The following is an 18822-nucleotide window of genomic DNA, read 5'->3' on the forward strand; positions in this document are numbered from 1 at the left end:
AGAAGTCTGATCACAATTTATTGACACATTTGAATTAAATGATACAATATATAGTATATCAATAGACAGGAGGAGAATCGATGACCATTTCTCAGAATGCGTTAACCGTTCTTGAAAGAAGATATTTTATAAAAGATGAAAAGGGAAAAGCCACGGAGACGCCGGAGGATTTGTTCCACCGCGTAGCGAACGCGATTGCGGAGTCGGACAGGAAATACGACTTCGGCGCACCGGTGGAGAAAACCGCCGAAACTTTTTTCAATATGATGACCCGGCTGGAGTTTTTGCCGAACTCGCCCACGCTGATGAACGCGGGCCGCCCGCTTGGGCAGCTTTCGGCCTGTTTTGTGCTGCCGGTGGAAGACAGCATGGAGGACATTTTCGAGGCGATCAAACAGGCCGCGCTCATTCATAAATCCGGCGGGGGAACCGGCTTTTCCTTTTCCCGCCTCCGTCCGCAGGGCAGCACGGTGAATTCCACCGGCGGCGTCGCTTCCGGCCCGATCAGCTTTATGAAGGTGTTCAATATGGCGACGGAAGCCGTTAAGCAGGGCGGTACGCGCCGCGGGGCGAATATGGGCATCCTGCGCATCGACCATCCGGATATTCTCGACTTCATCGACTGCAAGGCCAATAACAATGAAATCAACAACTTCAATATTTCCGTGGGTCTGACGGAAGTTTTTATGAACGCGGCGGAAAAGAACACGGATTATGAGCTTATCGACCCGCACACGAAAAAGCCGGTGAAAAAGCTGAACGCCCGCATGGTTTTTGACCGCATTGTGGACGCCGCGTGGCGCAACGGCGAGCCCGGCATCATTTTCCTCGACCGGCTGAACCGCGACAATATCGTACCCTCGCAGGGAGAGATTGAGTCGACCAATCCCTGCGGGGAACAGCCGCTTCTGCCGTTTGAATCCTGCAATCTCGGTTCCGTCAACCTTGCCCAAATGCTGAAGGAACAGGACGGGAAACAGCAGTTTGACTGGGATAAGCTGGCCGTAACCGTTCAAAACGCCGTCCATTTTCTGGACAACGTCATTGACGCGAACAAGTACCCGCTTGAAAAAATCGATCAGGTAACCAAGCAGACGCGCAAAATCGGTCTGGGCGTCATGGGCTGGGCCGACAGCCTTCTGCGGATGGGAATCCCGTATAACTCCGACGAAGCGATCGCGCTCGGGGAAAAGGTTATGCGGTTTATTACGAAATGCGGCCGGGAGGAAAGCGCGAAGCTCGCCGAGAAACGCGGAGCGTTCCCCCTGTTTGCGGAAAGTATCCTGCCGAAAGATCAGCCGCAGCGCAACGGCACGATTACGACCATCGCGCCGACCGGAACCCTTTCCATCATCGCCGACTGTTCCAGCGGCGTGGAGCCGGTCTTCGGTTATGTTTATATCCGCAATATCATGGACGGCACGGAGATGCTCGAGGTAAATCCGATTTTAAAGGCGGAGCTTTTAAAGCGCGGCCTTTACTCCGACGGCCTGATGAAGCGCATCGCGAAAGAGGGCACGATTGCCCATATGAAAGAGCTGCCGGAAGATCTGCGCCGCGTGTTCGTTTCGGCGCACGATATCAGCCCGGAATACCATATCCGCATGCAGGCGGCGTTCCAGAAAGGTACGGACAACGCGGTTTCTAAAACCGTGAATTTCCCCAAAGACGCCGCGCGCGAGGATGTGGCGCGGGTCTACTCGCTTGCGTTCCGGCTGGTCTGCAAGGGCGTGACCATTTACCGCGACGGCAGCCGCGCGGAGCAGGTGCTGAATATCGGGAAGGTTATAAAAGAAGGGCAGCCGGAAGAGGGCAGGATTGTCCCGCGCCCCCGCCCCGATACGGTAACGGGGATTACCGAACGGGTAAAAATCGGCTGCGGCAACCTGTATATTACGGTGAATTATGATGATCAGGGAATCTGCGAGGTGTTCACCAACACCGGAAAGGCCGGCGGATGCCCGTCACAGTCCGAAGCGACCGCCCGGCTGGCTTCTATCGCCCTGCGCAGCGGGATGGACGTACAGAGCATTATCGGGCAGCTAAAGGGCATCCGCTGTCCGTCAACCATCCGGCAGCCCGGGCTGAAATGCACCTCCTGCCCGGACGCGATTGCAAAGACCATCGAGCGCGTTTACCGCCAGCAGGCCGAACTCGGCAAATGGCCCGCGCTTCCCAATGGAACGCCCGAAAAGAAACCGGCGGAGGACGTGCCCGGGAAAATGCGCTTCTGCCCCGAATGCGGCGCGCCGCTGGAACATGAGGGCGGCTGCGTCATGTGCCGCCAATGCGGATATTCCCGCTGCGGCTGATCAGAACTCGATTCCCCGCCGCGCGGGGATGCCGCGGTCGTAAGGATGTTTTATTTTTCGGATTTCCGATACATAGTCGGCGAGCTCCAGAACCTCCGGTTTTGGGTCGCGCCCGGTAAGGACAAGCTCCAGATTCTGGGGCTTGTTTTTTATCAGGTCGACCAGCATCCTGTTGTCGAGCAGATTGCAGTTGACGGCCCCGAATACCTCGTCGAGAATTAAAACGTCGCATTCGCCTCCGTTGACGGCGGAAACCGCGCGGCAGAACTGTTCCCCGCACAGCACGGCGGTTTCTTCCAGCTCCCGCTTGGTCATTTGGAATGTGAATTTGATGTTCTCCGGGGCGGGCAGCACGCGGAAATTTTTCAGTTCCCGAAGCACGTTCCGTTCGCCGGAGGTGTTTCCTTTTAAAAACTGAACCATCAAAACCCGCTTCCCGCTGCCGCAGGCGCGGATGCCAAGGCCGATCGCCGCGGTGGTTTTTCCCTTGCCGTCACCGCAGTAAACATGAGTGAGTCCATTCATATTGTTCCCTCCATTTTATACTGTTTTCGGATAAAAAGGCATTTGACGCACAGCGTCTTTCGCCGTTCCCCCGTGCTGTGTGCGGCTATTTAAAAGGAATTTGTATCCTTTTTTTGTTCCGTTCATAATTTGGACAAACCGGCTTTACATATTCTTTGAAAAATCATCATAAAAATATAAACTAATTATCACATCGTTTTCACATTACACAGGCATAATAATAATCACAGAAAGCAAATCAATACCGTCTGAGAGGAGTCGATACAATGTACCATCCATTTAAAGATAACGACCAAAGCCATCAAAACACAGCGAATACGGACTGCAAAAATCCAGATCAGACCCAGTGGCAGGGGAATTATTACCATTACAGCAAACCGCAGGAGCCAACCTCCTACAGCTGGCAGCAGCCTCCCGCACCGAAGCCGCCTGTTTATCAGGAACATAAGGTGAAAAAGACCGGCGGCAAAAAAATCTTTGTAAAAGTCGTCGCGGCGGTTCTTTGCTGCATGGTGATTTCAGCCGGTTCCATTGCAGGGTTCACGGCGCTGGTCAATAACGGTTACATCAAGCTTGGAACAAACGGGTCTTCCACAGACACGCCGGCGTTTACCATAAACAAAGTCGTCGGGAGTCCTTCGAATACGGCCGCTGCCGGCGAATTAACCAAACAGCAGATCGCGGAGAAGGTCGTCCCCTCCGTCGTCTGCATACAGAACTACCAGATCATCCAGAACACCCGCTACACAATGGGCGGACTCACCGGGGACGGCACCGCGAAGGGCGATGACAGCGCGGTAAATCCAACCAGCGAAGGTTCCGGAATTATCGCGACGGGCGATGGGTATATCATTACAAATGCACACGTTGTAGACGGCGCGTCCTCGCTGAAAGTGATTTTATCAAACGGCACGAAGTATCAGGCGAAGCTGATCGGCAGCGACAGCGTAACCGACCTTGCCGTAATCAAAATAGACGCCAAGGGTCTTACCCCGGCGGAATTCGGGTCTTCGGACCAGCTGAAGGTTGCGGATACCGTGATGGCAATCGGCAATCCCGGCGGCATGGAGTTCAATTCCAGCGTAACTGTAGGGTATGTTTCGGCGCTGAACCGTGAAATTACGAATTCCGAAACCGGTTATGCCATGAAATGCATCCAGACCGACGCGGCAATCAATCCGGGCAACTCCGGCGGCGCGCTGGTCAACATGTACGGGCAGGTCATCGGCATCAACTCGTCCAAAATCGTGGCGAGCGGCTACGAGGGACTGGGATTTGCCATTCCGATCAATGTGGCGCAGCCCATTATCAGTGATCTGAAGCAGTACGGATACGTGAAGGACCGTGCGGTTCTGGGTATCTCCGGCCAGTTCATTGATTCCATGACCTCGCGGTTCTACAATCTGCCTGTGGGTTTGTATGTCAGCTCGGTAACCAGCCCGAACGTTACATCCGCGGGAATTAAAAAGGGCGACGTGATCACACAGATCGACGGCAAGGCCGTAACCAGCCAGAATGTGATAACCAGCGTGATTACCGCCAAGAAACCGGGGGATACCGTTACGCTGAATGTAACAAGTTCCCTTTCGGGGCAAAGCTTTACCGCCAAAGTGAAGCTGTCCCAGTCAACCGGTAAATAAGCTTACGACAAACTTTTTCATAAATTCTCCCTTCTTTTGTAAAAGCAGCGGAACCAACCGGTTCCGCTGCTTTTATCGTATGCAAAACAACCGGCGATGCCGGGGAATCTCTATTCGCCGTAAACGGTGCCCTTCGCCCGGGGCTTCACGATGGTTTCCAGGCGCGCCGCCATGCGCTCCTGTGAAAGCGCGTCGACCAGCATTTTATCGATGGAATTCCCGCTTCCGCCGATCAGCCCGAACAGCATTTTCGTGGAAGCCTCCACGCCGGGATGCTCGAAAAAGCGAATCAGAAGCTTATCGCCGTAGAAAATGAATTTCATCACCCGCATGCAGGGTGTTTCGATAAACGAGAGGTACAGCTTTAAAACCGTGCGGCCATCCTCGTCGGTGTTCAGGCGCGCGGTTGCGCCCACGGTATAAACGTCGCCGTTCAGCGTAACGTCACAGCGGCGCGGCACGCCGTCCAGCCCGGCAGTAATGGTGTTTTCATCGCTGCCGTCGTAAAGCCTGATCCGGCAAAGGTTCGGTTCAAACGCGAAAGCGACCCGTGTGATTCCGCCGCAAAAATTGTTGGTGACGCACTGCAAAATCAGGGGCATCAGCGTGCCGTGGCTATTTTCCAGCCGGTATTCCCTGTTGTTGATTCCCGCCGCGAGCAGGGGGATGGATTCCGCCCGCCGGGGAAGAAAGCGCAGGAAAAGCGCGGCGAACCGATTCTCTTCCTGCGGCTTCGGCGCGGTTTCGCGGACTGCGTAAAGGTTTTCCAGCCTGTTTTTCAGCGAATGCAGCGCCTTACTATTCTTCGGCAGGGGATGGCTCGCGATCTCCCGCGCGTCGTCTCCGAAATATTTCTTAATAATTTCCCCCGAATCGTCGGCAAACAGGTTCTGGCTTCCGCTGGTCATGGCAACCACCATATCATGCTGCGGCAGGACGGTCACGTATTGCCCGAAGACGCCGTTGTACTGATACGCGCCCTTTGCGCCGAATTTCCAGATTTGATAGCCGTAGCCGATGGGCGGTTTTCCTTCCCGCGGCGGGGTCTGTATCTTGGTGGATTCTTCCACCCAGCTTTCGGGCACGAGCTGTTTTTGCCCGCCGCCAGCGTTCCAGCGCCCGTGCTGCAAATAAAGCTGGCCGAGCTTTGCCATGTCCGCAATGTGCAGATACAGTCCCCAGCCGCCCTTTTCAATGCCCAGCGGGCAGGTTTCCCAGTTCACGTTTTCGATTCCCAGCGGCTCAAACAGGCGGGGGGTCAGGTATTCCACCAGCCCGGTTCCGGTTTTTTTCCGGACGATGGCGCTGAGCATATAAGAATTCATACTGTTGTAGTTGAATTGCGTGCCCGGCTCGAAAACGCAGTCGGACAGCAGGAACGCCTTTACCCAGTCTTTTTCCACAAAAGAGCCGACTTCGTTGAATTTGATGCCGCTGGTCATATTTAAAAGATGGCGTATGGTAATGCTGTTGATGCGCGGACTGCGCAGAAGAACCCCCTTTTCGGGGAAAAGGTCGATCACCTTTTCGTCGAGCGAGAGAAGGCCTTCGCTCTGCGCAATGCCCACCGCCATTCCGGTTATGCTTTTCGAGAGGGAAAACATCATATGCGGATAGCTTGCGGTATAGGGGCGGAAGCTGCCCTGCGCAATCACTTTTCCGTGGCGCAGCAGCATCACGCTGTGGACGCGGATGCGGTCGCAGGAAGCAAGCTCCGTAAAAAGCTGCTCAATATATCCGCTGGGGATTCCTTCGTTTTCCGGCGTGGAAACAGGCAAGCCGCAGCCCCCTGTTTTCGGTTCGTTCTTTTTCTTGCTGGGGATAAACGGGTAGGGGGTAATACGCTGCATGTCGCCGCGTATGAATTTCGCGACAAGGTCGGCGGTTTTCATTTGGGACAGTATATCCATCATTGGCAGAAGCCCTCCGGGTTAATTGTGATTCATTGAATTTTCCAGCCGGATTTTAAACGGCTCGCCGGGTTCTTCCGGTTCCGGCACGGTCAGGCCGAATTTCAGAGCCAGCCGTTCAAACGAGCCGGGCAGCATCTGCGTGATTTCCTCCGGAAGATCGGGCAGCACGGCAATGGCCTGATCGGTGCTTTCAATCAGATAGCCGGTTTTCTCGGCTCCGTGAAGGCGCAGAACGCCCTTCGGCTCGCCTTTATCGTTCAGCGGGATACGCAGCGTCTGAAAAAGAAGAGGCGCGCAGTCGGGCCGATAGTCGGGCGCGCCGCTGACGGTAAGGACAAACGGAACCGCATGCAGAAGCTTCGACATACAGGAGTTCAGGTCTTCCTGCCGCGTGCATATTTTTGTTTCCGCTATGGTGATGCCGTAAAGGGAAAGAATTTTAATGATTTGCTGCTCACAGTGCAGGGTTCTGTGCGCCTGAAAATACAGGATACCGGCGTTCATATTTCATTCCCCCAGGTAATCAGTTTTTTTCGTACCGCCTGCTCGTAGGTATCCGGCCAAACCGGCTTTTTGCCGCCGTTCTTTTTGTACCAGCAGTCCGGGTAGACCACTTTGTTATTGTAGGAAGCTTTCGAAACGTCGACCGTTTCGCTTTCTCCGTCGCGCACCTTCCGCGCAACCACGACCTCGCGGAAATCATTGAATTCGTAGGAGCAGGTGGAAAGCAAAAGGATGCTGTCGTTTTGCTTCACGCTGACATCCGTATTGTAAATCGAGCGGATTCGCATCTGATAAACGAAGTTCAGAAAATCGCTGTTGCTTTTGAATTCGGTTTTCAGGTAATTAAACGGCACGCCCTGTTCCGGCAGGGTGTTTGTAAGGAAAACCCCGACGACCTTCCACTGCGACTTGGCTTCGGCGGTATCGAAGGTGATCACCGGAGCGCTTCTGTAAAAATCAAGGGACTTGTATTTATCAAGCTGGGTAAACATGCGCCCCGAATGGAGGGAATGCCCATACAGCAGGACACTGCGCGATTTTCCCTTTTCCACGGAACAGCGGGCATCGGCAAAGATGCTGCCGTAGGAAGAAGATTGGTTTCGGTAATCATGCATCAGATAATATTCCGGGTCTTTTTTGTCCGCCTGTAAAACCGGCAGGTCGATGATCGTATTCGGAACTTTAATCCAGCCCACAATGGCGGGATTGACTTTCCGCAGCTCCTCAAATGTCAGTTTATGTACCTGCTCCCTGTTTTTCGCCGGGGAACCGGATGAAGACGGAGGATCGGGCATATAATAGATTTTTTTGATATCCTGCTGTTCTCCGTCCGCGATCGCGGGCTGTATAAAGAGCTTCCAGGTAAGAAAAAGGGCGCAAATCACAAATACGCAGCCGGCGAGGATACAGACAATTTTGCTCAGGAGCAGTTTTTTGCCGTTGCTCTTTCGGCTTTCCCGATCGTCTTCATTCTGCGGGTTCATGTGCTTGCCCCCTTTCTATTTTATTTTTTCAGCGTATAGGCGGCCTGTTCCAGCCCGCCAAGCCCGTTTAGGCGGCGACGTACCATGTCGAGCGCATTGGACGCGGCAAGCGTGCGGAAATATTCGCGGCCCTTCGCCGTGCCGGTGCCCGGCATTTTGCGCACCCAGGTGTGCTCCCTGTCGCTCAGCGCGATATACACAAGCCCCACGGGTTTCTCCGGTGTTCCGCCGTCCGGCCCGGCAATGCCGGTAATCCCCACGCCGAGGTCGCTGCCGGACTTTTTCCGGACGCCCTCCGCCATGGCGCGGGCGGTCTGCTCGCTGACGGCGCCGTACTGCTTCAGGGTTTCCTCCGGTACGTCCAGCAGCAGCGTTTTGATTTCATTTGCGTAGGTGACAACGCCCATGTGGAATACTTCGCTCGCGCCGGGGTTGTCGGTAATCCGCTTTGATAAAAGTCCGCCGGTGCAGGATTCTGCGGTGGCAAGCGTCCGATGCTGTTTTTTCAGTTCCTGAACAACCGCTTCTTCCAGACTTTCCACGTCAATGCCGTAGATATAATCGCCGAGGCGCTTTTTCAGCTCCTCCATAACAGGCTCGCACAGTTCGGCGGCGCGGGATTCGTTTTCCGCCCGCGCGGTAACGCGCACGAACATTTCCCCGTCCTTGGCGTAGGTTGCCGCGGTGGGATTGGTTCCGTCGGTCAGGTCGGGAATCAGTTCCGCGACATAGCCTTCGCCCAGCCCGAATACGCGGACGATTCTGGAAGCGATGACGGCGCTGTCATCCTTCGTAAGGTAGGGAACGGCGTAGTTTTTCAGCATGGGAATCAATTCGGACGGCGGTCCCGGAAGCATTACGACGGTTTTTCCGGTGTCGGTTTTAAATCCGCAGCCCGGGGCGGTTCCCCAGTCGTTCGGGAATACGGTGCAGCCCTCCGGCAGATACGCCTGCTTTTTCTGGGACTCGCCGACTACCCTGCCTTTAAAATAATTTATAATGCGGTCCATGCTCTCCGGATGCATCACAAGGGGTTTTCCCGCCGAACGGGCGATCGTTTCCTTGGTAAGGTCGTCGCCGGTCGGCCCGAGCCCGCCCGTTGTGATCACGACGTCGCTTCGCTTGTACGCGATCTCCAAAGCCTCTTTCAAACGGTCGACGTTGTCGCCCACAACGCTGGCAAACAGCAGGTTCACGCCGATCGCGGAAAGCTCGCGCGCCACGTAGGACGCGTCGGTGTTTATGGTGTGGCCGAGCAGAAGCTCGGTGCCGACGGAAATAATTTCAGCGTTCATAAATCCCTCCGTCCGTGTGCGGCGCAATTTTCATTTTCCGTACGTTCTGCACACAATCGTCAATCAGTTTTTCGCAGTCGAGCGCCTGCTCGGCTGTAAGTATATCCCCGATTACGGGGCGGGTCCGCGGATGCTTCGGCGTAAACACGGTACAGCAATCCTCGAACGGCTGTATGGAAATATCGAAGGTTTGGATTTTGCGTGAAATTTCGATGATTTCCAGCTTGTCCATACCGATGAGCGGGCGGAATACCGGCATTTTGGCGGCCTCGTCGGTACAGGCAATGGCCTGAATCGTCTGGCTGGCAACCTGCCCCAGGCTTTCGCCCGTAATCAGCGCGGAGCAGGATTCCTGCCGCGCGATTTCTTCGCTCACGCGCATCATGAAGCGGCGCATGATAATGGTAAACAGTTCCTCCGGGCATTTCGCCATGATTTCTTCCTGCACTTTGGCGAAAGGCACGATAAACAGGTTCATCCGCCCCGCGTATTCGCTTACCCTTGTGAGCAGGTCGATCACCTTCTGCTCGGCGCGCTCGCTGGTGTAGGGCGGGCTGGCAAAATGCACGGCGGTCAGCTCCAGACCGCGCTTTGCCATCATCCACGCGGCAACCGGGCTGTCGATTCCGCCGCTGATCAGGATGGCGGCGTTTCCCCCGGTGCCGACCGGAATCCCGCCCGCGCCTTTCAGCGGCTGGCCGTGGACATACGCGCCGAAATCCCTTACTTCCACACGGACGGTTATGTCGGGCTGATGTACGTCTACAAAAAGATGGGGGTATAAATTCAGTAAGTATTCGCCGACTTCGGCGGAAATTTCCGGCGATTTCAGCGGGAAATGCTTATCGGCGCGTTTGGTTTCCACCTTAAAGCTTTTTGCCGCGAGCAAATCGGATTTTAAATATTCCCCGGCCGCGTTCAAAATGGCGGGCATCTCTTTTTTTACGACGCAGGCGCGGGAAAATGTGGCGATACCGAATACCTTTGCGATTTTCTCCACAGCGGCGTCCAGATCGGCGCCCGTGTGCGGGGTAACATAAACGGTCGACTGGGCGGTTTTTACGTCGAATTTGCCCAGAGGATTCAGGCGGCGGCGAATATTGCGCAGAAGGGCGGCCTCAAAAACATTCCGGTTCAGCCCCTTCAGCACCATTTCGCCGAGTTTTATTAATATGATTTCATCCATTTAAACGTCTCCTAAAGCGGTTTTGAGGTCAGGCTGTCCAGTCCTTCTTTTAACGCGTCGACCAGCCCGTCAACATCTTCTGCGGTGCTATAGCGCGAAAAGCTGATTCGCAGCGCGGAACTGATCCGGCTTTTCGGCAAGCCCATCGCGGTTAAAATCCGGCTTTCCTTTCCCTTGGAGCAGGCGGAGCCGGAGGAAACATAAATCTCTTTATCGGAGAGGAAATGCAGCATGGTTTCGGCACGGACGTTTCCGGCGGAAAAATTCACGATATAGGGCAGCGAATCTTCGGGCGAATTCAGCGTGACGCCGTCGATTTCGCTCAGCCGTTTCCGGCAGTACGTGCTGAGCTTTTTCATGGCCGCGTATTCCTCGGCGGTATCCGGCAGCGCTTTCACCGCCGCGCCCAGGCCGGCGATCAGCGGCATGGCCTCCGTGCCGGGGCGGATATCCTTTTCCTGTCCGCCGCCGTAAGCGCGGGGAACGATGCGCACGCCCTTGCGGAGGAAGAAGGCGCCCACGCCTTTCGGACCGTGGATTTTATGCGCGCTGACACTCAGAAGGTCAATTTTCAGTTTCTTCGGCTTTACCGGGATTTTCCCAAAAGCCTGCACCGCGTCCGCGTGGAACAGCGCGGGCGCATTCGCATCCGCAATCGCCTGCGGAACCGCTTCCAGCGGAAGAATTGTTCCGACCTCGTTGTTCACATACATCATGCTTACCAGAATGGTGTCGGGCGTTACGGCCTCAAAAATCTGTTCCGGGCGGATTTTCCCTTCTTTATCCGGTTTTAAATATGTGACGGAGTATCCTTCTTTTTCAAGTTGCTTCATCGTGTTCATAATGGAAGAATGCTCCATCGCGGTCGTGACGATATGATTTCCGCGCCGCCGCTGTGCATGAGCCGCTCCGAAAAGGGCAAGGTTGTTGCTTTCCGTTCCGCCGGACGTAAAATAGAGTTCCTCCGGCAAAACGCCCAGCATTCCGGCCACGGTTTCCCTCGCCGCCGTCAGTTCCCGTTCAGCCTGAAATCCTTTTGTATGCAGGCTCGACGGGTTGCCGTAGGTTTCCGTCATGATTTCCATTACCTTATCGGCCGCTTCGCGGCAGACCCGCGTGGTAGCGGAATTATCCAAATATATTTCACCCAATTGGGAGTCCCTCCAAATCATTATATATTACCATATTATACACCAAGCAATGCCTTTGAGCAACGAAAACGAAGGAAAGCACATTGCATTTTCATCTGAATGTATTATAATAAAATGACAGAAAACTATGCATGCACAAAAGCTTTTCGTAAAGGAGGCGGCGGATTGGCACTAAAAAATACAAAGCAGCGCTGCGCGGTTATGCGAATTTTAAAAGACAGCAGCGATCCCGTGAGCGCGGAAGATATTTTTACGGCGCTGAAGGAAGAATATCCGAATCTCGCCCTTTCCACCGTTTACCGCAATCTGGAGCGCTTTGCCGCCGACGCGCTGATCGAAAAGGATGTCTGGAGCGACGGCGTGGTTCGGTATTCCCTCGCCCATGAACACCACGGGCATTATCTGATCTGTACCGGATGCAGCGCAAAAATCAAAATCGAAGACTGCCCGCTAACGGGCATTGAGCAGGGCCTCGCGCGCGATACCGGCTACGAAATCGAGGGCCACACGCTGACGATTTACGGCAAATGCCCGAAATGCGCGGGAAAAGGAAAATAGAATATTGCCGCAATACAAAAAGAACCATGGATTTTTCCACGGTTCTTTTTTGCTGCCTGAATATATATGCAACCATCCGTTTAAAAATAAATTTGCATTTTTTGAAAATAATGTGTTGCAAAATCGGTTTGAAGTTGTCTATACAGTATGAGAACGAAAAATGATTCCAATTTGTGGAAGGGGGGTGGTTCCGATGGGCATTTAAACATAGGAATATTTGTAGGATACTTAAACAAAAAACAAAGGAGAGTAAAAAATGAAAAGCAGTATGAAAAAATTCATTAGTTTTGCTTTAGTAGCAGCTATGTCTTTGGCAATGTCTGTTCCGGGGTTTGCGGTTGGTGATGAGTTAGCAGTATCTTTTCCACAAAAGGCATATAAAGTGAAAGCTGCTTATGTAACAGGAATAAATGATTATGGCACTAACTTAACCAGCGATTCTGATTCAAACATGCATAATATTAATCTTGAAAACAATTTTTCTGTTAAAGAGGAAAATAATGATCTTAATATTTCTGGAAAAATCGGTGATCAAGATTTTAATGTTTATGGAACAGCTAATTCAGTAAATGAAAATGAAAATGTCATATATTATAATGCAGAATGTTCAAATACAAACTATAAAATCCTCAATTTAACTTATGAATCAAATATTTCTCAATCTCCAATATATTTCAAGAAATATTATCAACAGAATCCGGACGTTACTACTATGTTAAAACTCTATTTGAAGCCGACAAATACCGCAAAGAAAAATTACATTATAATTGAGGTTTTTGGATATAAATTAAACGATGTACAGTCAATTAAGTCCTCAGTGAAAGGAAATCCCCAGCCTGATCGTTGGAATGTTAAAGAATTTAAAGATATTTCAACCGGAAAAAATCAAGATGTTAATATAAAATCAATAAACCAAAATACGTATACTGAAACGAAGACTTTTTACAATCTAGGTTTGACGGAAACTCATACCTTAACCTACAGGATACATATGGATACCGAAAATATGCCTAAGGGTGGAACGGGCACTCAAAAATTAAGAATAACAGTTACAGGAAAAACCATATCTGTACCCGGAGCTCCTAATTATAATTCAAGTGATTCTTCAGCTCTTCATATTGATTCAGTTAATGTCAAAGCAGCTAGCATACCAAATACTGCCTTTTTCTCTTGTTCGATTGATGGTAATGTACATGGAGGTAGCGGAAGCTTTTCTGCCTCAATTGGAGCTAGTTTTGGACCGTTAAGTGTATCATATAACATACCAAGTAGTTTTACAAATGCTGGTAAAGTTGATATCAATGATACATTTACTGGATACGAAAATGGTGTTTCTGGTAAATACGTGAGAAGTACCTCATCAAAAATGGATTCTTCATATCATTTGACTGAAATTGATGATTATTATGAGGTTATCTTTACAACTCGCGATTATGGAAATGTATCAAAATCTGGGACTTTCAAAGCTCAATGGGATATGGGCTTTATAAACTATGCTATCAGTCAAAAATGGAGTACTTCAAAATCCTTATCCACATCAATGTCTGTAAAATAATACTAAATTATAAAGCTTGGTGCTCTATAAAATAAACGAGTAAAGCTCTATTACCGAAATCATCTATTTTAATAAATGGGTGATTTCGGTAATTAAAATAATGATTTGGGAATGATTTAGTATGAAAAAGATAATTTTTTTATTTATGATTATTTGTGTGTCATTTTCACTAGATTCATGTGTGGCAAAGAAAAATAACAATGAAAATAAAAGACTAGTAGTATATCAGGATTTTAAAAATGATGAAACAGGAATCGTGAAGGCAACGCTGACAATCGAATGGTCAGATCATAAAATATCCTCCATAAAGCATACAGATCTATATAAAACAAAAAATGATGCTCAAATGATGTTTAAAAAGCTTTCTAATGAGTTTAAGGAATTACCGGAATGTGAATTGAAAGTTAATGAAAAGACAATAACCTATAACGAAGCTGATACTTCGACTTGGAAAGATTTATCTTACGAGGATATGGTTAAACTGCTTAAAGATGATGGCATATGGAAAATAAAAGAAGATGGTTAATTGAATTATCCTTGAAAAATATAAAGTTATTTGTTGCAAAATCTGTATAAAGTTGTCTTTATATAGGGAACTTCAAACATTTTCCCCTATTAATTTTTAGAGGTATATCTATGTGTAAGCGGTTATTTCCGGCCTTATTTATACTATTAATAATATTAGGAGCTTCTGGCTGTAGTTACACAAAAAATAGTGATAATACTATTTCTTCTGGCCACTCGACTTCCGAAAGTACGTTATCATCAAATTCGAGCGTACTTTCACTGTCCAGCAATGAATCAGTAAGTTCTTATGATTTTTCAGACGAGGAAATTGAAAGCGCTAAAAAGATTGCGGAAGCATATTACAAACGCACTATATGGAAACCAAAGTCATACCAGTTTGATAAGACAAACTGCCTGTATGGAGATTACTCTAAAAAATATGACAAAGATAGATTAGTTGTCTTTACCGTCACAATTGAAAATTCGGAAGATCCCCCAAGAGGCATTGCATTAGTAAGAGCAGATTCAAATTCGGATTGGAAAGTTGTAGGTGAGGGATATTGATGGAGCAATGATCATGCGTAATTATTGCAATAAATATTTTGGAAAATAGTTGTTATAAAATCTGTATAAAGTTGTCACATTATGAAATCGAAAAAAACTTTAGTTTTATAGAGATGGGCTGATTTACATTATGAACTTTATGGAGAAAACTCGTAATAAGCTAGTGCACGTTTTCTTTCCATTCGCAGAGCGCTTTTACCCGTTCCTGTCTTTGGTATTGCTTGTGGCTGCTTGGTCTGTTCCCGAAACCTACTGGCAAATCAGAATCGTTTTCTTTTGGCTCTGGCTTGTACATAGTGAAATTCACTGGGCAGGCGCCATGGAACGCGACTATCTTCCCATACAACCCGGAAGCAGCCTTTTTTATCATATTTACCGGTTTATCGATCGGGCTTTCTTTCTCTTCCTGCTGATTTGGCTGGTCATCATGCTGATTCCGGAACCGCTGTGGCTCAGGAGTGTATTTTCGGGTGTGTTCATCATGGCCGTGCTCCTTCGCGCGATCGGAGAGCGAAAATACCGCCCGAAAAAGCCGGAAGAATAATTGCTTGCTTATCACAAAACAGCCGTCGGGAAATCGGCGGCTAAAACGGTATGGATGATGTTCTATGAAGTCAGGGAATCGAATATGGGCAATATTTAAAAATCAGGGGGGAATATTCTTGAACGGTTATCCCAAAGTCTTTTCGGGCGTAATTGCTGCTGCGGGAGTGCTTTTAATTTTTCTGATTCGTTTCGTCGGAAAGAATGACCCGGTGCTCTCTTATTTGCTTTCGGCAGTCGCCGCATGGATGATTCTGAATAATATTGTTTGGCAGGCTGTGGGGGAGTGCAGAAAGTACCACCGGTTTGCATGGAACGAGAGCAAAACCCTCCGCAGCAATTGTTTTTGGATTTTGGGTTTTACCATCTTTGTTTGTTTGTTAAATTTTGTGGCGATACAAAGAGGATATTGATTTAATTACTTACTGTAATAATGGAGGGCCGCCCGAATATCATCCGGGCGGCCCGTTTATTTTTATGCTTCTTTTTTATTCTTCTCGCACAGCTCGTTGATCAGCGAGAAAATATTCTTACCCGATTCGGATTTGTCGAAGCTTTTGCAGGAAGAACGCATCCGTTCCAGCCGCTTGCTGTCTTCCAGAAGCGAAAGGATGGTTGCGCCCGGGTCGATGCCTTTTTCCAGCTTTACGGCCATATCATGGGAAAGCAGGAAATTCGCGTTGTCTTCCTCCTGCCCCGGAATGGCGTCGAACACCGCGAGCGGTATGTTGCACGCGAGCGCCTCCGACACGGTAAGCCCGCCCGGTTTCGTAATGATCAAATCCGACGCGTGCATATAATTTTCAACTTCGTCGGTAAAATAGACTAATTTGGTCTTCTTGGGGCTTTGGCTGATGACGGAGGTGAATGCTTCGTACAGCTTCTGATTCTTTCCGGTGATGACGATGATCTGAAAATCCGCCGGAAGCGCAATCAGCTTTTTGTATATTTTCCGGATATTGGTAACGCCGAAGCTTCCCGCCATGATCAGGATGGTCGGAACGTCCTCGTCCATGCCGAATTTTTTCAGCAGCGCGGGCTTGTCCCCCTGGTTGTAAAACACATCGCCGACCGGAATGCCGAACGGGTAAATTTTCTCCGTCGGAACGCCCATTTCATTCATTTCGGGGATCATGTCCTGCGTGGAAACGATGTACGCGTCAACATGATCGGCAATCCACGCGCGGTGCGGGCCGTAGTCCGTCATCAGGCAGATCAGCGGGACGTTTACAATCCCTTTCTTCTTTAAATGGGAAACCATCTCCGTTGCGAACGGATGGGTGGAAAGGATGATATCCGGTTTTTGTTCCTTTATCAGGAATATCAGTTTCTGGCTGAATACGCTGGTGAACCTTGTAACGAGGTTGGAAAGAAGGCTTTCCTCGTTGGATTTCCGGTAGAGCTGGCCGAAAACCTTCGGTGTTTTGGTGGCGAGAAAGTGGTAGCCTTCGCAGACGGTTTTGTCCAATACGGCGTTGATGCTTTTTAGGGCGTCAACCACCACAACCTCGTTGCCGGTTGAATTTTCGGAAATGTATTTTTCAATGGCGTGCGAGGCTCTTAGGTGCCCGCCGCCTGTTGCAGCTGAAAGAATTAATATTTTCACGCCAATCCTCCTTATATTAGAGTTTTTCTTTGGCAGGTTATACTATAATGGGTATTATAACATATATTTAAAAAAGATACTATATAAAATCCCGAGAGGAAAGTTGAGTTATTCAGCAGGGACGCGGGGAATTATCAAAGCTGTAACTTTACTTTTCCCCGGTTGGGATATATAATATACCAGAATCCTATCCTAGGATTTTGCGAATATACTATTATTTGGGAGGCTCCTGTATGACCGAAGCAAAAATGATTGATATCTCCTCCGGAGCGCCAAAGCCGCGTAAGAAAAAGTACGTCGCCGCCATCGCGATCACCGCAGTAATTCTGCTGGGCGCGGGGGGCGCGTTGTTCGGCAAGCAGCTTTATAAGGAGTATCAGCATCAACAGCAGGTTGCATCGGTAATCGACGTTGACACTTTTTACAACGGCATCCGCGTTGCCGGCGTTGACCTGGGCGGGAAAACCATGGAGCAGGCAAAGGCTGCCGTGGAAGCGGCGGAGCCGGATTTGCGCCCCCCATATGATATCCGCTTAACGTACGGCGGGCAATCCTGGCAGATCACCGGAAAAGATCTGAAATTTCAGTTCAATACGGACTCCGTGCTGAAAGAAGCCTATTCCTACGCGCGTTCCGGAGACCGGGAGGAACGCTATCAGCAGATTCTCGCTCTGGGAAAAAGCCCGAAGGATTTTCAATTGGAAAGCACGCTGGACGACGACAGTCTGAAAGCGAAGCTGAAGGAAATAACGGGTACAATCAACCATGCTCCGGTCGACGCGACCGTCGCTTCCTTTAACGCGGCGACGGGACAATTCAGCTATGCCGACGGAAAAGACGGCATAGCCGTTGACGAAGACGCCCTTTATTCCGATGTAGTGAAAATTGCAGGCGGTTCCGGTTCCGGTTCGGTTGCCGTAAACGCAAAAACGGTTCCGTTTAATAAAACGATCGCGGAAGTAAGCAGCCATCTCCAAAAGCTGGGTACATACAGTACCACTTCCACCAACAATGCGGCGGGAACACATAATATGAAGCTGGCTCTTTCAAAAATAAACGGCACCTGTGTCCCGGCGCACGGCACGTTTTCGTTCCATCGCGTTGTAGGCAATTCCAATAAAGCCAACGGATTCCTCGAAGCCGGTGCGATTTTGAACGGCCGGCTGGTAAAGGCCTACGGCGGCGGAATCTGCCAGACTTCCACAACCATTTACGGAGCCGCGCTCCGCTCCAATATGAAAATTACCCAGCGCTCAAACCATACCATTCAGTCAACGTACTGTCCCATCGGGCAGGACGCCGCGGTAAGCTACCCGGAGCTGGACTTCAAATTCCAGAATCCAACGGATTATCCGATTTATATTGTTACCGGCACCAAAGGCAAAGTAATGACCGCTACTTTTTACGGTTACCAGTCCCCGGACTATGACCGGATTGAAATTACCTCGCAGAAAACAGAATCCTTACCCGCTCCCACCACACCCAAATATACGGTTGACAACACGCTGGCAAAAGGCCAGATCCGGCTTGATTCCAAAGCGCGCGTCGGAGCGCGTGCAACCGCGCAGCGGCTTTTCTATAAAAACGGCGTCATTGTAAGAACGGAGCAATTGTCTTCTTCTTATTATAAGGCGCAGCCCGCGTACTATTCCATCGGGCCGGGAACGCCCGTAGACGGCATCGTATCGTCAGGCGGCCCGTCCTCGGCGGCGAGTTCCTCCAAACCGCAGGAGAACCAGTCGAAACCCTCTTCTTCGAAGCCGGAAAGTTCGTCATCTTCCGGGAGCCAAGCGTCAGCCGGAAGCTCGAATGCACAGCAGAATAACTCAACCGGACAGTCCGATCCCGGGGATGCCGGCGCGGACGAATCCAATGTAGTTATTCCCGATTAAAATTATGTCAGGGTGTGGCTCACGCTGCACCCTGATTTAAATTTGACTTGACTTTTTGTCGTATATCTGCAAAAATGAGATTAGATAT

Annotated in this window: 17 protein-coding genes; 9 read left to right on the forward strand and 8 right to left on the reverse strand. The window is 50.2% G+C overall.

The features are described from left to right. The first annotated feature begins 80 nt into the window (after positions 1-80). Entirely contained in the window at positions 81-2312 is a 2232-nt protein-coding gene (locus tag OUY18_RS03465) for a vitamin B12-dependent ribonucleotide reductase (RefSeq protein ID WP_268057323.1), read from the forward strand. On the opposite strand, the gene OUY18_RS03470 is transcribed toward OUY18_RS03465, so the two are convergent. Next, positions 2313-2837 (reverse strand): cob(I)yrinic acid a,c-diamide adenosyltransferase, encoded by a 525-nt coding sequence (locus OUY18_RS03470; RefSeq protein ID WP_268057324.1) that lies wholly within the window; start codon positions 2835-2837, stop codon positions 2313-2315. A 266-nt stretch (positions 2838-3103) separates the two neighbouring features. On the opposite strand from OUY18_RS03470, the gene OUY18_RS03475 reads away from it, so the two are divergent. Continuing rightward, on the forward strand, positions 3104-4477 hold the full coding sequence (locus OUY18_RS03475) for a S1C family serine protease (RefSeq protein WP_268057325.1): 1374 nt from the start codon (positions 3104-3106) through the stop codon (positions 4475-4477). Positions 4478-4587: 110 nt separating this feature from the next. Here the strand turns inward: OUY18_RS03475 and OUY18_RS03480 are convergent, their stop codons facing one another. From OUY18_RS03480 to OUY18_RS03505, 6 genes are read right to left on the reverse strand one after another with little or no spacing between them, the layout of a single operon-like run. Continuing rightward, positions 4588-6390, reverse strand: a complete 1803-nt coding sequence (locus tag OUY18_RS03480) for a serine hydrolase domain-containing protein (RefSeq protein WP_268057326.1) — start codon at positions 6388-6390, stop codon at positions 4588-4590. A gap of 18 nt (positions 6391-6408) precedes the next feature. Continuing rightward, a complete protein-coding gene (locus OUY18_RS03485) occupies positions 6409-6894 on the reverse strand; it encodes a hypothetical protein (protein WP_268057327.1) in 486 nt (161 codons plus the stop codon). Beyond that, a complete protein-coding gene (srtB, locus tag OUY18_RS03490; RefSeq protein WP_268057328.1) occupies positions 6891-7877 on the reverse strand; it encodes a class B sortase in 987 nt (328 codons plus the stop codon). The genes OUY18_RS03485 and srtB overlap by 4 nt, the downstream gene beginning before the upstream one ends. 20 nt (positions 7878-7897) lie before the next feature. Continuing rightward, a complete protein-coding gene (locus OUY18_RS03495) occupies positions 7898-9172 on the reverse strand; it encodes a competence/damage-inducible protein A (protein ID WP_268057329.1) in 1275 nt (424 codons plus the stop codon). After that, positions 9162-10358, reverse strand: a complete 1197-nt coding sequence (gene thiI, locus OUY18_RS03500) for a tRNA uracil 4-sulfurtransferase ThiI (RefSeq protein ID WP_268057330.1) — start codon at positions 10356-10358, stop codon at positions 9162-9164. Before thiI ends, OUY18_RS03495 begins: the two co-directional genes overlap by 11 nt. An 11-nt stretch (positions 10359-10369) precedes the next feature. Beyond that, positions 10370-11509: a cysteine desulfurase family protein gene (locus tag OUY18_RS03505; RefSeq protein ID WP_268057331.1), complete on the reverse strand. Its 1140-nt coding sequence runs from the start codon at positions 11507-11509 to the stop codon at positions 10370-10372. A gap of 165 nt (positions 11510-11674) precedes the next feature. Between OUY18_RS03505 and OUY18_RS03510 the strand changes: the two genes are divergently transcribed. The 6 genes from OUY18_RS03510 to OUY18_RS03535 all read left to right on the forward strand — a co-directional run bounded on the left by OUY18_RS03510 (position 11675) and on the right by OUY18_RS03535 (position 15649). After that, complete coding sequence (locus tag OUY18_RS03510) at positions 11675-12067, forward strand: Fur family transcriptional regulator (RefSeq protein ID WP_268057332.1); 393 nt, start codon at positions 11675-11677, stop codon at positions 12065-12067. Positions 12068-12323: 256 nt separating this feature from the next. After that, positions 12324-13622, forward strand: a complete 1299-nt coding sequence (locus OUY18_RS03515; protein WP_268057333.1) for a hypothetical protein — start codon at positions 12324-12326, stop codon at positions 13620-13622. Between the two features lie 121 nt (positions 13623-13743). After that, positions 13744-14148: a hypothetical protein gene (locus tag OUY18_RS03520; protein ID WP_268057334.1), complete on the forward strand. Its 405-nt coding sequence runs from the start codon at positions 13744-13746 to the stop codon at positions 14146-14148. 110 nt (positions 14149-14258) lie between these two features. Next, entirely contained in the window at positions 14259-14693 is a 435-nt protein-coding gene (locus OUY18_RS03525) for a hypothetical protein (protein ID WP_268057335.1), read from the forward strand. Positions 14694-14823: 130 nt separating this feature from the next. Further along, the gene (locus OUY18_RS03530) at positions 14824-15237 is read left to right on the forward strand and encodes a hypothetical protein (protein WP_268057336.1); all 414 of its coding nucleotides are present in this window, start codon (positions 14824-14826) and stop codon (positions 15235-15237) included. A gap of 118 nt (positions 15238-15355) precedes the next feature. After that, entirely contained in the window at positions 15356-15649 is a 294-nt protein-coding gene (locus tag OUY18_RS03535) for a hypothetical protein (RefSeq protein ID WP_268057337.1), read from the forward strand. Between the two features lie 62 nt (positions 15650-15711). Here the strand turns inward: OUY18_RS03535 and OUY18_RS03540 are convergent, their stop codons facing one another. Next, the gene (locus tag OUY18_RS03540) at positions 15712-16842 is read right to left on the reverse strand and encodes an MGDG synthase family glycosyltransferase (protein ID WP_268057338.1); all 1131 of its coding nucleotides are present in this window, start codon (positions 16840-16842) and stop codon (positions 15712-15714) included. Positions 16843-17075: 233 nt separating this feature from the next. Here OUY18_RS03540 and OUY18_RS03545 point away from each other — a divergent pair, with 233 nt between their 5' ends. After that, on the forward strand, positions 17076-18734 hold the full coding sequence (locus OUY18_RS03545) for a VanW family protein (protein WP_268057339.1): 1659 nt from the start codon (positions 17076-17078) through the stop codon (positions 18732-18734). Positions 18735-18822 lie beyond the last annotated feature (88 nt).

This window comes from Caproiciproducens galactitolivorans, assembly GCF_026672255.1.
GTDB classification, from domain to species: domain Bacteria; phylum Bacillota; class Clostridia; order Oscillospirales; family Acutalibacteraceae; genus Caproiciproducens; species Caproiciproducens galactitolivorans_A.

Coding starts and splice junctions, on each gene's coding strand:
- OUY18_RS03465 (WP_268057323.1), top strand. CDS start 81: ATGACCATTTCTCAGAATGCGTTAACCGTTCTTGAAAGAAGATATTTT.
- OUY18_RS03470 (WP_268057324.1), bottom strand. CDS start 2,837: ATGAATGGACTCACTCATGTTTACTGCGGTGACGGCAAGGGAAAAACC.
- OUY18_RS03475 (WP_268057325.1), top strand. CDS start 3,104: ATGTACCATCCATTTAAAGATAACGACCAAAGCCATCAAAACACAGCG.
- OUY18_RS03480 (WP_268057326.1), bottom strand. CDS start 6,390: ATGATGGATATACTGTCCCAAATGAAAACCGCCGACCTTGTCGCGAAA.
- OUY18_RS03485 (WP_268057327.1), bottom strand. CDS start 6,894: ATGAACGCCGGTATCCTGTATTTTCAGGCGCACAGAACCCTGCACTGT.
- srtB (WP_268057328.1), bottom strand. CDS start 7,877: ATGAACCCGCAGAATGAAGACGATCGGGAAAGCCGAAAGAGCAACGGC.
- OUY18_RS03495 (WP_268057329.1), bottom strand. CDS start 9,172: ATGAACGCTGAAATTATTTCCGTCGGCACCGAGCTTCTGCTCGGCCAC.
- thiI (WP_268057330.1), bottom strand. CDS start 10,358: ATGGATGAAATCATATTAATAAAACTCGGCGAAATGGTGCTGAAGGGG.
- OUY18_RS03515 (WP_268057333.1), top strand. CDS start 12,324: ATGAAAAGCAGTATGAAAAAATTCATTAGTTTTGCTTTAGTAGCAGCT.
- OUY18_RS03520 (WP_268057334.1), top strand. CDS start 13,744: ATGAAAAAGATAATTTTTTTATTTATGATTATTTGTGTGTCATTTTCA.
- OUY18_RS03525 (WP_268057335.1), top strand. CDS start 14,259: ATGTGTAAGCGGTTATTTCCGGCCTTATTTATACTATTAATAATATTA.
- OUY18_RS03530 (WP_268057336.1), top strand. CDS start 14,824: ATGAACTTTATGGAGAAAACTCGTAATAAGCTAGTGCACGTTTTCTTT.
- OUY18_RS03545 (WP_268057339.1), top strand. CDS start 17,076: ATGACCGAAGCAAAAATGATTGATATCTCCTCCGGAGCGCCAAAGCCG.